This is a genomic window from Thauera sp. ZXT1-4, assembly GCF_052598215.2.
Genome location: NZ_JBQWSN020000024.1, coordinates 39,896 through 54,597 on the forward strand (window position 1 = coordinate 39,896; position 14,702 = coordinate 54,597).

The following is a 14,702-nucleotide window of genomic DNA, read 5'->3' on the forward strand; positions in this document are numbered from 1 at the left end:
GAAGCAAGGCGCGTCTCATCGCGGAGGTTCGCATGTCCATCAGCGTTCTCGACCTGTTCAAGATCGGTGTCGGCCCGTCCAGTTCCCACACCGTCGGGCCAATGCGTGCGGCGCACGATTTCGCTGCCGTGCTGGCGCATCGCGGCTTGCTCGGCCGTGTGCGTCGGATCGAGGTGAGGCTCTACGGTTCGCTGTCGGCGACCGGCATCGGACACGGCACCGACCGGGCCGTGATTGCGGGCCTGATGGGTGCGCGGCCCGACGAGGTCGATCCGGATGGACTCGTCGAGGCGGTGGATGCAGTGCGCATCGACGGTGCGCTGCCGCTGCCGGGTGGCGTGGTGGTGCCTTTCGAATGGGGGCGAGACATGCGCCTGCTGCCGGTGAGTCTGCCTTACCACCCGAATGCGCTGCGCCTGACGGCCCAGGGTGAGGCGGGTGTGCTGTACGAGAACAGCTATTACTCGATCGGGGGCGGCTTCGTGATCGACGAGGCGCAGGCTCGCTCCGATACGCCGGGCGAGGCCGAGGTGCAAGTGCCTTATCCCTTCGATACCGGCGCCGAACTGCTCGCCCAGTGTCGGCGTCACGGTCTGCGCATCAGTGCCCTGGTGCTCGCCAATGAGGGTGCCTGGCGCAGCGAGGACGAGACGCGCGCTGCGTTGCAGCGCATCTGGGGCGCGATGCACGCCTGCGTCGAGCGTGGCATCGCCCATGAGGGCGTGCTGCCTGGCGGACTGAAGGTGCGCCGCCGAGCTCCTGCGCTGTATCGCAAGCTCAGCGAACAGAGCACCGGTCGCAACATGATCAGCGATTCGATGGCGGCGCTCGATTGGGTCAATCTCTATGCGCTTGCGGTCAACGAAGAAAACGCCGGTGGCGGTCGCGTCGTCACCGCGCCCACCAATGGTGCGGCCGGCATCATCCCGGCCGTGCTGCACTACTACATGAAGTTCATGCCGGGCGCTGGCGCGCGCGACGTGGAGAATTTCCTCCTCGCCGCGGCTGCGGTGGGTGTGCTGTGCAAGAAGAACGCTTCGATCTCGGGCGCCGAGGTCGGCTGTCAGGGCGAGGTCGGCTCGGCCTGCGCGATGGCTGCGGCGGGCCTGGCCGAAGTGCTCGGCGGCACCCCAGAGCAGGTGGAGAACGCCGCCGAAATAGGCCTCGAACACAACCTCGGCCTGACCTGCGACCCGGTCGGCGGTCTCGTGCAGGTGCCCTGCATCGAGCGCAATGCGATGGCCTCGATCAAGGCCATCAACGCTGCGCAGCTCGCCCTGCGCGGCGACGGCGCGCACGCGATCTCGCTCGATCAAGTGATCCGCACCATGCGCGACACCGGTCGTGACATGCTGGACAAGTACAAGGAAACCTCGCGCGGCGGCCTCGCCGTCAGCTTCCCCGAGTGCTGACGGCAAGCACTCGGGACGCTTGCCGGTTCTTTCCGGCCCGGCGCAGCCCACTCATGCCGCGTCCGCACCACGCCATATCCGGCATCCCTGACCACAACGTCATCCACGAGGAGCCCCCCCGATGACCACCGCCACCCCCACGGCGCTGCAGCGCGTGCTGCGCATGAGCCTCATCTCCCAGATCGCCATCGGCCTGGTCCTCGGCGTCGCCCTGGCGCTGATCGCGCCCGCTGCGACCCCGTCGGTCGCACTGCTTGGCGACCTCTTCATCGCCGCGCTCAAGGCCGTCGCGCCGATTCTGGTGTTCGTACTGGTGGCTGCAGCCATCGCCAATCACAAGCACGGTCAGCCGACCCACATCCGTCCGGTGCTGATCCTTTACCTGCTCGGTACCTTCGCCGCGGCGCTGGTCGCGGTGCTCGCCAGCTTCGCCTTCCCCACCACGCTGGTGCTCGACGCGCCGGCCGCCACCGGCAACCCGCCGGGCGGCATCCTCATCGTGCTCAAGAACCTGCTGCTCAACGTGGTTGCCAACCCGGTCAGGGCGTTGATGGAGGCCAACTTCGTCGGCATCCTGGCGTGGGCGATCGGGCTGGGCATCGCGCTGCGTCACGCCGGTGAGGGTACGCGCAAGGTCGTCAACGACCTCGCCGACGCGGTGTCGAAGATCGTGCATGTCGTGATCCGCTTCGCCCCGCTGGGCATCTTCGGACTGGTCGCCGCAACCATGGGCGAGACCGGCATCGAAGCGCTGCTCGGCTACGGCCGGCTGCTGCTGGTGATCGTGGGCTGCATGCTGTTCGTCGCGCTCGTGGTCAATCCGCTGTTCGTGTTCTGGAAGCTGCGCACCAACCCCTATCCGCTGGTCTTCACCTGCCTGCGCGAGAGCGCCGTCACCGCCTTCTTCACCCGCAGTTCGGCGGCCAACATCCCGATCAATCTCGAGCTCTGCCGTCGCCTCGGCCTGCACGAGGACACCTTTGCGATCTCGATCCCGCTCGGCGCCACGATCAACATGGCCGGGGCGGCGATCACGATTTCGGTAATGACGCTCGCTGCGGCCCACACGCTGAACATCCCGGTCGACTTTGCCACCGCGCTGCTGCTGTGCATCGTTTCCTCCCTGGCTGCAGCCGGTGTGTCGGGCGTGGCGGGCGGGTCGCTGCTGCTGATCCCGATGGCGACGGCGCTGTTCGGCATCGACGCCGACGTGGCGATGCAGGTGGTGGCGATCGGCTTTGTCATCAGCGTGGTGCAGGACTCGGCCGAGACCGCGCTAAACTCCTCGACCGACGTCCTCTTCACCGCTGCCGCCAGCGCTGCAGCGACCGGCGAGCCCCTCAACCTGGACCGCGCCTGATCTCCCCATGCAGCCGAAGCAATATTTCGCCAGCGACAACTACGCCGGCGTCTGTCCGGAGGCCCTGGCAGCCTTCGTGGCGGCCAATGCTGGCCACGCCCCGGCCTACGGCGAGGACGAATGGACGCGCAAGGTCTCCGACCGCCTGCGTGAGCTGTTCGAGACCGACTGCGACGTCTACTTCGTCTTCAACGGCACGGCTGCCAATTCACTGGCGCTCGCCTCGCTGTGCCAGAGCTACCACAGCGTGGTGTGCCACGAGCTCGCCCATGTCGAGACCGACGAGTGCGGTGGGCCGGAGTTCTTCTCCAATGGCTCCAAGCTGCTGCCTGCGCGCGGCGAGCAAGGCAAGCTGACGCCGGAGGCTGTGCTCGAGGTGGTTTCGCGCCGCAGCGACATTCACTACCCGAAGCCGCGCGTGGTCACGCTGACGCAGAGCACCGAGGTCGGCACGGTGTACCGGCCGGACGAGGTGGCGGCGATCGCCGCGTGCGCGCGCGAACACGGTCTGCGCGTGCACATGGACGGCGCGCGCTTCGCCAATGCAGTGGCCTCGCTCGGCGTGATGCCGGCCGAGATCACCTGGAAGGTGGGCGTCGACGTGCTGTGCTTCGGCGGCACCAAGATGGGCTTGCCGGTGGGTGAGGCAGTGGTGTTCTTCGACCGCCGGCTGTCGGAGGACTTCGCGTACCGCTGCAAGCAGGCCGGGCAGCTCGCCTCGAAGATGCGCTTTCTGTCCGCGCCCTGGCTCGGCATCCTGGAGGACGATGTGTGGCTGAAGCACGCCCGCCACGCCAACGCCATGGCGCAGCGCCTCGCCGCGGGACTGGTCCGGATGCCGGGCGCCAGGCTGATGTTTCCGGTGCAGTCCAACGGCGTGTTCTGTGAGCTGCCCCTGACGGTGCTCGACGGCCTGCGCGCCCGCGGCTGGCGCTTCTACACCTTCATCGGCGCCGGCGGGGCGCGCTTCATGTGCGGCTGGGACACGCTGCCCGAGAGCGTCGACGCGCTGCTTGCCGACGTGCAGGCGCTGTCGGTCCCGTAGCGGCTCGCGGCCAAGCTCCGTTACCATTCCCGCCATGTCTGCCGCGCCCGAACTCGACGTCTTCTCCTGCCCGCTCGACGGCATTCGTCTGGTAGAGGCCTCTGCCGGCACCGGCAAGACCTGGAACATCTGCGGGCTCTACCTGCGCCTGCTGGTCGAGCGCGCGTTGCCGGTGGAGTCGTTGCTCGTCGTCACCTTCACCAAGGCCGCGACGGCGGAGCTGTCGGCACGCATCCGTGCGCGCATCGCCGAAACGCTTGGCGTGCTGGAGGGCGGAGCGGCGGGTGCAGACCCGTTCGTGCCCGGGCTGATCGATTCCGCGCGCGCGCGCGGTCTTGAGGACGCGCAGATGGCGGCGCGCCTGCGCCTGGCGCTGCAGACCTTCGATGAGGCGGCGATCTTCACCATCCATGGTTTCTGCCAGCGAGCGCTGGCCGATACGCCCTTCGCGGCGGGGTTGCCCTATGCGCTCGACCTCGTCGAGGACGACAGGGAACTGCGCATGGAGGCCGTGCAGGATTTCTGGCGGCGTGAAGTTGCCACCGGGGTGTCGCCGCTGCTGGCGGATCATCTGCTGCAGACCGGCGACACGCCCGAGGTGTGGGCGGACATCCTGCGGGAGCACATGGCGCGGCCGTGCGCGGTGGCGCTGTGGGACGAAGCGGTTTGCGCGCCTGCTGCTGCGGGGGCGGCTGGAGGGGACAGCACGCCGCGCGCCGGGCCGGAGGCGGCATCCGAAGCCGCTGCCGCGCAGCGTCTGCGCAGCGCCTATGCGGCGGCGTGCGCCCTGTCGACCGGCTTGCACGAAGCCTGTGCCGCGGTGACTGCGGCGCTCGCCGGCCTCAATGCCAACAGCTACAAACTGGAGGCGATCGACAAGGCCGCCCAGCAGTGGGCCACCTGGCTCGCAGCGGATAATGCACTTCACCCGCTGCCGGGCAGCAAGGACAGCAAGCTCGCGCTGCTGTGCGCCGACACGCTGGAGGTGCGCACGACTGCGGCCGGTCGCAAGAACGGCCTGGCCCCGCCGCGTCACGCTTTCTTCGATGCAGCCGCTGAGTTGCTCGCCGCACGCATCGAGGTGGATGCGGCGCTGTCCGTCGCCCGCCTGCGCCTGCTGCGTCGGTTCCTCGAACACACCACGGCCGCCTTGCGCCGGCGCAAGCGCGAGCGGCGGCAGATCGGTTTCGACGACATCCTGTGGAACGCCCATGTGGCACTGCACTCCGGTGCGCAGCCCTGGCTGGCGACGGCGCTGCATGTGCGTTACCCGGTGGCGCTGATCGACGAGTTCCAGGACACCGATCCGCTGCAGTTCGGCATTTTCGACCGCATCTACCACGCCGAAGGCCGCCACGGCACCCTGTTCCTGGTCGGCGACCCCAAGCAGGCGATCTATAGTTTCCGCAGCGCGGACCTGTTCACCTATCTTGCTGCGCGCGAGCGCACCGATACCTGCTACACGCTTCGTCATAACCAGCGCTCGGCGCCCGCGCTGATCGAGGCCTGCAACCGGCTCTTCAGTGCGAACCCGGCGGTGTTCATGATGGACGGGCTGGACTACGTGTGTGTTGGCGCCGGCAGCCGGCACCGTGCGCCCCTGCATGACGATGGCGCGCCCGATGCAGCGCCGGCGCTGCAGCTCTGGCGCATCCCGCGCGACGACACGCAGGACGAGGGCGAGGAAGGCGGCGGGAGCCGGCTGTCGCGTGCGCAGGCGTTGCAGCGGGCTGCGCTCGCCACGGCCGCCGAGATCGCGCGCTTGCTCGCTGCGGGCGCTGAGGGGCGTGTTCGCATCGGCGCCAAGCCGCTCGTGCCTGCCGACATCGCGGTGCTGGTGCGCAGCCACCGTCAGGGCGCGCGCATGCGTAGCGCGCTCGCCGCGTTCGGGGTGGGGAGCGTGGAGTTGTCGCAGGCCAGCGTGTATCACACCGACGACGCTGAAGAGCTCGAGCGTGTGCTGCTGGCGATCGCCGAGCCCTTGCGCGAGCGCCGCGTAAAGGCGGCGCTCGCGACCAAGGCGATGGGACGCGATGCCGTTGCGATCGCCCGCCTCGCCGAGGACGAGTCCGCCTTGCTCGCCACACTCGACGCCTTCACGCGCTGGCGTGAACTGTGGCTCACGCGCGGCTTCGGCGTGATGTTGCGGCAATGGATGAGCGACGAGGGTGTCGCCGCGCGCCTGCTCGCCCGCACGGACGGCGAGCGCCGGCTCACCAATCTGTTGCACCTGGCCGAACTGCTGCAGCAGGATGCGGGCAGCCTTACCCCCGAGGTGTTGTTGCGCCTGCTCGCCAGCCGGCGCGCCGACGCCGCCATGGGCGAGGCCGCCCAGTTGCGTCTCGAGTCCGACCGCAACCTGGTGCAGATCGTCACCATCCACCGTGCCAAAGGGCTGGAGTACGGCGTCGTGTTCTGCCCCTTCCTGTTCGACGGCTACGCGCGCAGTGGAGGCGGGGGGGGCATGCGTGCCTGGCATGACGATGCCGGCGCGCTGGTGCTCGATTATCGTGCGGCGGCGTCCGATGATCGGGCGGTCAAGGCGCGCATCCGGCGCGAGCAGCAAGCGGAGGACCTGCGCCTGATCTATGTGGCGCTGACACGCGCGGTGCACCGCTGCTATCTGGTGGTGGGAAGCTATGCCCGTACGCACTTCGGCAAGGTCAGCCATGCCGAAGCGGGGCGCAGCCTGCTCAACTGGATGGTTGCCGGCGCTGGCATGAGCCCGGAGGTCTGGGCGGAACACAAGCCGACACCGGCTGGAACCGATGCGCACTGGCGTGCGTTGGCGACCTCCGCCACGCTCGAGGGGCGTTCGGTGATTCAGCTCTCGGACCTGCCCGAAGGCGAGGGGCCGGTGCTGGCCCCGCCGGAGACGGCCGGCCAGTGTCCGCACGCGCTCCGCCCGCCCGTACTGCCGTCTGCCTGGCGCATTGGCAGCTTCAGTGCGCTGCTGTCGGGCGCTGCGCATGAACGCGCGGCACAGGATCACGATGCGGAAGCGATCGGCGCGCCCGAACTCGCCCGCCTTGCGGCAGGGAGGGTGCCCGGCGTCGCTGCCGGCGTCGCGTCTCCGCCGACCACCGACCTGGCCGCGGAAGTCGATGCGGGCCGGACCGATCCGCAGGCCAGTGCCGCTGACCTGACCCCAGGCTCACACGGTCCCGACGACATCCTGCGCTTCCCGCGCGGCCCCGCCGCGGGCGACTGCATGCACGCCGTGTTCGAGTCGATCGACTTCACCGATCCGGCGGGTTGGGACGTCGCGATCGAAGCCGCGCTGGCCATGCACCCCCAGACGCTGGCCGCGGAAACATCGCCCTCCGACGCCACGGCCGCGCCCGGACGGGCGGCCGAGGCAATGCAGGCCAGGCTGCGCCGCATGCTGCGCGGGATGCTGGAGGATGTGCTCTCCACGCCCTTGCTCACCAAGGAGGATTCCGCCCAGCCTTTGCGCCTGGGTGAGCTACCGCCGGCGCGCAGGCTGGTCGAGCTCGGCTTTCATCTTCCCGCGCCGCGGCTCACTGCCGAGCAGCTCAATACCTGGCTGGTTGCTCAGGGCTACGGGGTGCCGCGGCTCGCCTTCGCCGGCCTGGAGGGCTACCTGAAGGGCTTCATCGACCTCGTTTTCGAACACGAGGGGCGCTATTACGTGCTGGACTGGAAATCCAACCACCTTGGCGACCAGCCCCAGGACTATGGGCCCGAGCGGCTGGAGCTGGCAATGCAGGCGCATGGCTATCACCTGCAGCACCTGCTCTACAGCCTTGCACTGCACCGCCATCTGGCGTGCAGTCTGCCGGGTTACGACTGTGCACAGCATTTCGGCGGCGTGCTCTACCTGTTCGTGCGCGGAGTGCGTCCGCACTGGCGCATCGGCGGGCACGCCGCGGGCGTGTTCCACCACCGTTGCCCGCCGGCGACGCTGCGGGCACTGGATGCGCTGCTCGCAGCAACTGCACACGAGACGGCTGGAGCGGCCGCATGAGGGATCTGGCCGAAGGTTTCGCCCGCCATCTTGTGGATTGGGCAACGACGCTGGAAGCCCCTGCGGACAGCGTGGCGGTGCTCGGTCCGCTGGCCCGCCGGCTCGCACTCGCGACCGCAGCCGGACATGTCTGCGTTCCGCTGGGTGCGCTGGCGGATACGCCTGCAGCGACGTGGTCCACCGGCGTGCAAGCGGCCCCCGACGAGGCGAGCGCGCCGCAAGACGCAGCGCAGCCGGACCTGCTCGGGCTGGAGGACGAGCCTGGGGTGTCGGGGCAGCTGGGCGCGGGGGAAGGCCTCCCCCTGCCCCGCTTGCGCGCCCGCCTGCTTGCCAGTGGTGTGGTGGTCGATGCGGCGCTGGCGACTCCCGGGCGTTCGGCGCATCCGTTGGTGCTCGATGCCGGCGATCGCCTCTATCTGCGCCGCCTGTTCGATCAGGAGCGCGCGCTCGCGCGTGCGCTGGTCGCGCGGGCACGTTCGGTTCCGGTCGGACCGGAGCCCGTGCCGGCATTGCTCGATAGCCTGTTTCCACCTCGCCCCGGAGCGGGGCACGACTGGCAACGGATCGCGGTGCTGCTCGCCTTGCGCGCTCGCCTCACCGTGATCAGCGGCGGCCCCGGAACGGGCAAGACAAGCACCGTCGCTGCGCTGCTCGCCTGTCTGCTGGAGGTGGAACCGGAACTGCGCATTGCGCTGGCCGCCCCGACCGGCAAGGCAGCGGCGCGCATGCTAGAGGCTCTGCGCCAGCGGGCGCAGACCCTGCCCGCAGCGCTCGCCGCCCGCCTGCCGGATGAGGCATTCACGGTGCACCGCCTGCTCGGGGTCACGCCGGAGGCCGGCCGCTTCCGCCATCATGCAGGCAATCCGCTGGCAGTGGATGTGCTGATCGTCGATGAAGCCTCGATGCTCGACCTTGCCCTCGCGAACCGCCTGGTCGATGCCCTGCCGGCCGCAGCGCGGCTCGTGCTGCTGGGAGACAAGGATCAGCTTGCCGCGGTGGAGGCGGGCGCGGTGTTCGCCGAGCTGTCGGCTGAACGGGTGTTCAGCCCTGCCCTGAGCACGCGGCTCGGGCTGGAGCCGGTGCCGGGCGAGGCGGAGCCGCACGTGTGCGCCTCCGCTGGCCTGAAGGACTGTGTGGTGTGGCTTACCGAGAGCCATCGCTTCCGTGCGGATTCAGGGATCGGCCGACTGGCAGCGGAGGTGCGCGAGGGCCAGGGCGCACGCGCGCTGGCTTGGTTGCGTGCCGGGCAGGATGTCTCGGTGGGCTGGATCGAAGAGGACGGTGCGCGCCCCGGCGCGAGGCTGCTCGCCGCCATCGAGGCCGGGTATGGCGCCTATTTCGATGTCCTGCACCGCACACCGCGGGACGTTGCCGCAGCCATGCGGGCTTTCGAAGACTTTCGCGTGCTGGTTGCGGTGCGCGAGGGTGCGCGTGGCCTGGCGGCGCTGAACGCGTACCTCGAAGGCCGGCTATGTGCGCGGCTTGCGCTGCCGCCAGCGCGCGGCGCTGCCGCACGCTGGTATCCGGGCCGCCCGGTGATCGTGCTGGCCAACGACTACACACTGGGACTGTTCAACGGCGACATCGGGCTGTGCCTGCCCGATGCGCAGGGTGCGCTGTGCGTGTTCTTCCCAGCGCCCGAAGGGGGGTTCCGCGCACTGCCGCCACTGCGCCTGCCCGCGCACGATACGGCCTTCGCGCTCACGGTGCACAAGAGCCAGGGGTCCGAGTTCGGGGAAGCGGTGCTGGTGCTGCCGCCTGCGCCTGCGCGCGTGCTCACGCGCGAGCTCATCTACACCGGTGTCACGCGCGCGTCACGGCGGGTCACGGTTGCCGGCGCGGCCGGGGTTCTGATTGCCGGCTGCACGGCGCGCAGCGAGCGGGTGTCGGGGTTGCGCGAACGCATGCGGGAGTGTGTCCTGGGTGTGGAGCAGATGTCCGGGCAGTTGTTCAGCGGCTGAAATGGGGGCCGGATGCGTCACGCCTGATCTGGCGCTTCATGGCGACCTGCTTGCGGCAGGACGAAGGTGCTGGCAACGTGCTGGCCTGACCGGGCGGCTGCCCGGCGAGAGGGGAGGTTGCAATGGGGTTTGGGAATCGCTTGGGCTGGCGTGCGCTGACGGGCGCGTTTGCCTTGCTGGGGGCGCTGCTGGCTTTCGCGCCGGGTGCACGGGCGGCTGAGCGTGTCATGGTCGCGGCGGCGTCCGATCTGAAGTTCGCCCTGGACGAGATCGTGGCGGACTTCCGCCGTGCACATCCGGACGGCATGATCGAGGTGGTCTATGGCTCGTCGGGCAAGTTTGCCACCCAGATCCGTCAGGGCGGCCCCTTCGACCTGTATTTCTCTGCCGATATCGCCTACCCGCGCGCGCTCGAAGCCGATGGCCTCGCGCTGGGGCGCACGCGCCCCTATGCCCTCGGCCGCATCGTGTTGTGGAGCCGGACCCGCGATGCGCGCACGCTCACACTTCAGGATCTTGCCGACCCCGCCCTCGGCCGCATCGCCATTGCCAACCCGCGCCATGCCCCCTACGGCAAGCGCGCCGAGGAGGCGCTGCGCGCGGCTGGCGTGTGGGAGGCGGTGCAGTCGCGGCTGGTGCAGGGCGAGAACATCGCCCAGACCGCGCAGTTCGTGCAGACCGGCAACGCTGCTGTCGGCATCATCGCGTTGTCGCTCGCCCTCAATCCAGCGCTCGCCGCGCAGGGCGGCTACCACCTGATCGATGACGCCCTGCATGCGCCGCTGGAGCAGGGCTTCATCCTCACCCGCAGGGCGGAAGGCAATGCCCTGGCTGCAGCCTTCGCTGAATTCATCGGTAGCGAGCCGGCGCGTGCGGTGCTGCAGCGCTATGGTTTCGTACTGCCGGCTGCGGCGCAGTAAGCATGGCTGGCCTGGGCAGTGCCGACTGGTCTGCGGTCTGGCTCACGTTCAAGCTCGCCACGGTGAGCACCGTGATCCTGCTGCTGGTCGGCACGCCGATCGCCTGGTGGCTGGCACGCACGCGCTCGAAGTGGAAGGGCGTCGTCGGCGCGGTGGTGGCGCTGCCACTGGTGCTGCCGCCGACGGTGATCGGCTTCTATCTGCTCGTGGCAATGGGCCCCAAGGGGCCGGTCGGGCACCTCACCGAGGCGATCGGCGTTGGCCTGCTGCCCTTCTCCTTCGCCGGCCTGGTGGTCGGCTCGGTGATCTATTCGCTGCCCTTTGTGGTGCAGCCGGTGCATAACGCCTTCGAGGCGATCGGGCGTCGCCCGCTCGAGGTGGCCGCCACCCTGCGTGCCGGGCCCTGGGACCGTTTCTTCAACGTCGCGTTGCCGCTTGCGCGCCCGGGATTCGTCACCGCCACCATCCTCGGCTTCGCCCACACGGTGGGCGAGTTCGGCGTGGTGCTGATGATCGGTGGCAACATCCCCGACCGCACAAGGGTGGTTTCGGTCGCGATCTACGATCACGTCGAGGCGCTGGAGTACGCCCAGGCGCACTGGCTGTCGGCAGGCATGCTGCTGTTCAGCTTCGTGGTGCTGCTCGCGCTGTACGGACGGCGGCGCACGCACGGTGGCGGTTTCAACTGATGACCGGCATCGAGGCGCGCTTCGCGGTGAACTATGCCGGCTTTCGCCTGGAGGTGGACCTGCGCCTGCCCGGGCGCGGCGTCACCGCGCTGTTTGGCCACTCCGGCTCGGGCAAGACCACGCTCCTGCGCTGCGTCGCGGGGCTGGAGCCGGCAGCGCGTGGCCGCCTGGTGGTCAATGGCGAATGCTGGCAGGACGACGCCGGAGGCGTGTGCGTGCCCACGCACCGGCGCGCACTCGGCTACGTGTTCCAGGAGGCGAGCCTTTTTCCGCATCTCTCGGTGCGGCGCAACCTGGAGTTCGGCCTGCGCCGTATTCCTGCAGCGGCGCGGCGGGTGCGTCTGGATCATGCGGTGGCCCTGCTTGGGATCGAGACCCTGCTCGAGCGCATGCCCGAACGCCTCTCCGGCGGCGAGCGCCAGCGTGTGGGTATGGCGCGCGCGCTGCTCACCAGTCCGCGCATCCTGCTCATGGACGAGCCCTTGGCCGCGCTCGATCACAAGCGCAAGCAGGAGATCCTGCCCTACCTCGAGCGCCTGCACGACGAGCTCGACATTCCGGTGCTCTACGTCAGCCATTCGCCTGACGAGGTTGTGCGTCTGGCCGACCATGTGGTGATGCTCGGCGAGGGCAAGGTGATGGCCGCGGGTGAACTGCATGCCACCCTGGCCCGGCTCGATCTGCCGACCGCCTTCAGCGAGGACGCCGGGGTGGTGATCGACGGTACGGTGGCCGCGCATGACGACCACTACCACCTTACCCGCCTCGACTTTCCCGGCGGTGCGGTGTGGGTGCAGCGCCAGCAGGTGCCGCTTGGGCACGGGCTACGCTTCCGCATCCATGCGCGCGACATCAGTCTTGCAGATCATCAGGTCGCGGGTACCAGCATCCAGAACCTGCTCCCGGCGACGGTCGAGGAGGTCGTAGGCGCAGATACCCCCGCCCACGTGCTGGTGCGCATGGACGCGGGCGGCACCCCGCTGGTGGCGCGCATCACCCGTCGCTCCGCCGAGCAGCTCGTGCTGCGCCCCGGGCGGCGGATGTGGGCGCAGATCAAGTCGGTGGCCCTGCTGGGCTGAGGACGCCTGCATGCGGGTGTGCAGGAACGCGCCAGAGCGCCGTGCCAAGGAACCGTGCCAAGGAACCAAGGGGACTCCGTGCTCGCCCTCCGTCCTCTGCGGATGCGATGATGACGGCCCTTGCCACATGGACATGAAGATGACCGACCCATCGCGTATCCGCGCCCGCAACTTCCCTTCTGCCGGGGACGAGGCCCGTGCCGTCCAGCCGCACGGCCGCTATGACGGACCCGGCAGCGCCTTCCGCATGGCGTTCACCGACACCGATTTCCTGCTGCGCGAGGAGTTGCGCCCGGTACGGCTGCAGCTCGAACTGCTGAAGCCCGAGCTGATCCAGCAGGAGCAGGGTGTGGAATCCACCGTGGTCGTGTTTGGTAGCGCGCGCTTCAAGGCGCCGGACGTGGCCGACGCAATGCTGCGCGATGCGGTGGCCAGCGGGGACGAGGCCGCGATCCGGCGCGCGCAGCGCATGGTGAGCAACGCGCGCTGGTACGAGGAGGCGCGCCGCTTCGGTGAACTGGTCACGCGCGAGCCCGAGGCGTTGGGAGAACCGGTGATCGTCGCCACCGGCGGCGGCCCGGGGATCATGGAGGCGGGCAACCGCGGCGCCTACGAGGCTGGCGGGCGCAGCATGGGGATGAGCATCTTCCTGCCCTTCGAGGAGGCGCCCAACCCCTACATCACGCCCGAGTTGTGCTTCCAGTTCCACTACTTCGCCATCCGCAAGATGCACTTCCTGATGCGGGCGGTGGCACTGGTGAGCTTCCCGGGGGGCTTGGGTACGCTCGATGAGCTCTTCGAGGTGCTGACCCTGACCCAGACGCGCAAGATCCGCCGCCGGCCGATCATCCTGGTCGGGCGCGACTTCTGGCAGCGCCTGATCGACTTCGAGGTGTTGGTCGAGCATGGCGTGATCAGCCCCGAAGACCTGAACCTCTTCCACTACGCGGAGACGGCCGAGGAAGCCTGGGATGCGATCAAGGCGGCCTACAGTGGTGACAACCCCACGCTGACCGCGCGCCAGCTCCGGGGCAACTGAGCCGGCACGGCCCGCGTCGCATGCGCTTCCGGTTCCGCCTGTACCGCTCGTGATCGGACGCATGGAGCAGCGAGATGAATGACCGACCCTCCGAAATCGTCTTCATCCACGGTTTGTGGATGCATGGCTGCGTGTTCGGGCTGCACCGCCGCCGCGCCGCGCGGGCGGGCTGGCGCAGCCATGTGTATTCGTATCCTTCGCTGCGCGGGTCGTTGGATGCGGTCGCCGACGGGCTGGCCGATTTCGTGGCCGCGCACAACGGGCGACCCCTGCACCTGGTTGGCCACAGCCTCGGCGGTTGCGTTGTGCTGCATATGCTCGCCCGCCATCGCCCCGCCGGCATCGGGCGCGTGGTGCTGCTGGGTTCGCCCTGCTGCGGCTCCCGCCCTGCGCAGCGGGTGCTGCGCTTGCCGGTGCTGCACCACGCACTGGGGCGGGTGTTGCCGCAATGGCTGGCGCTGGCTCGGCCCGTACTCGATTCTGCGCTCGAGGTCGGCGTCCTGGCGGGCAACCGGCCCTATGGCCTTGGACGCATCGTGCCGGGACTGCCCTGGCCCAACGATGGCATGGTGGGCGTCGAGGAGACCCAATGGCCCGGTGCGCGTGCGCATCTCGTGCTCCCGGTCACGCACATGCAGATGCTGTGGTCGACGGACTGCCTCGTACAGACCTTGCACTTCCTGGAGGCGGGTTGCTTCCTGCATGAGGGTGGAGGGTGACTGGGGCGGGCGCGGCGCATCCGGTGTATGTGACGGCGGTCGTGAAGCATGCATGGTGTGAACAGGAACAAGGCTCTTAGAATAGGTCTTCGTTTTCCTGGAGGCTGAGAATGACGATCCCGCAGGCCGCGTGTTTCGGCAGGTTCCCTTGGGCGCGCCGCTCGTCTCCAGACTTGCCTGCCGTGGCGCGCGCAGCATGATCGCGTTCGCTTCACACGCGGGATGTCCGGCCCGGGGGGCAAGCCGCTTGGCTTGGACCTTCGGTCTGCTCCTGCTGTTGTGGAGCACCCTCGCGCGGGCGGCCGTGCCGCTCGATGTGCGTAACCGTCCGAGCAACCCCGTAGTTCCCGATCAGAGCTGAATCATCGATCGTTGCATCTCCGAACTCACTTCGGGAGAACGACGATGGAGCAGGAGAGACTGATGGCGCAGGCAGAGCTACCGGCTCAGCGCCGTGGCGAGGTGGCCGTACAGCGGCGCGTACACCGGG

The 14,702-nt window shown here is 69.0% G+C and carries 10 protein-coding genes; all 10 read left to right on the forward strand.

Translation table 11 applies throughout. From position 1 onward, the window contains the following. The first annotated feature begins 32 nt into the window (after positions 1 to 32). The 10 genes from ACUH78_RS15210 to ACUH78_RS15255 all read left to right on the forward strand — a co-directional run bounded on the left by ACUH78_RS15210 (position 33) and on the right by ACUH78_RS15255 (position 14,212). Positions 33 to 1,412 carry an L-serine ammonia-lyase gene (locus ACUH78_RS15210; RefSeq protein WP_445333890.1) on the forward strand — a complete coding sequence of 460 codons (1,380 nt, stop codon included), beginning with the start codon at positions 33 to 35 and terminating at the stop codon, positions 1,410 to 1,412. 121 nt (positions 1,413 to 1,533) lie between these two features. Beyond that, positions 1,534 to 2,772: a serine/threonine transporter SstT gene (gene sstT, locus ACUH78_RS15215; protein WP_445333889.1), complete on the forward strand. Its 1,239-nt coding sequence runs from the start codon at positions 1,534 to 1,536 to the stop codon at positions 2,770 to 2,772. A 7-nt stretch (positions 2,773 to 2,779) separates the two neighbouring features. Next, complete coding sequence (locus tag ACUH78_RS15220) at positions 2,780 to 3,817, forward strand: threonine aldolase family protein (RefSeq protein WP_445333888.1); 1,038 nt, start codon at positions 2,780 to 2,782, stop codon at positions 3,815 to 3,817. Between the two features lie 34 nt (positions 3,818 to 3,851). Continuing rightward, positions 3,852 to 7,805, forward strand: a complete 3,954-nt coding sequence (gene recB / locus ACUH78_RS15225; RefSeq protein ID WP_445333887.1) for an exodeoxyribonuclease V subunit beta — start codon at positions 3,852 to 3,854, stop codon at positions 7,803 to 7,805. Continuing rightward, complete coding sequence (recD, locus tag ACUH78_RS15230; RefSeq protein WP_435749921.1) at positions 7,802 to 9,766, forward strand: exodeoxyribonuclease V subunit alpha; 1,965 nt, start codon at positions 7,802 to 7,804, stop codon at positions 9,764 to 9,766. The genes recB and recD overlap by 4 nt, the downstream gene beginning before the upstream one ends. A gap of 122 nt (positions 9,767 to 9,888) precedes the next feature. Then, a complete protein-coding gene (modA, locus tag ACUH78_RS15235) occupies positions 9,889 to 10,686 on the forward strand; it encodes a molybdate ABC transporter substrate-binding protein (protein ID WP_435749923.1) in 798 nt (265 codons plus the stop codon). A 2-nt stretch (positions 10,687 to 10,688) separates the two neighbouring features. Beyond that, positions 10,689 to 11,375: a molybdate ABC transporter permease subunit gene (gene modB / locus ACUH78_RS15240; RefSeq protein ID WP_418363945.1), complete on the forward strand. Its 687-nt coding sequence runs from the start codon at positions 10,689 to 10,691 to the stop codon at positions 11,373 to 11,375. Then, entirely contained in the window at positions 11,375 to 12,454 is a 1,080-nt protein-coding gene (modC, locus tag ACUH78_RS15245; protein WP_445333886.1) for a molybdenum ABC transporter ATP-binding protein, read from the forward strand. The genes modB and modC overlap by 1 nt, the downstream gene beginning before the upstream one ends. A 139-nt stretch (positions 12,455 to 12,593) precedes the next feature. Further along, positions 12,594 to 13,493, forward strand: coding sequence for an LOG family protein (locus tag ACUH78_RS15250; RefSeq protein ID WP_418363943.1), 900 nt, complete (start codon positions 12,594 to 12,596; stop codon positions 13,491 to 13,493). A 74-nt stretch (positions 13,494 to 13,567) separates the two neighbouring features. Next, a complete protein-coding gene (locus ACUH78_RS15255; protein WP_418363942.1) occupies positions 13,568 to 14,212 on the forward strand; it encodes an esterase/lipase family protein in 645 nt (214 codons plus the stop codon). Positions 14,213 to 14,702 lie beyond the last annotated feature (490 nt).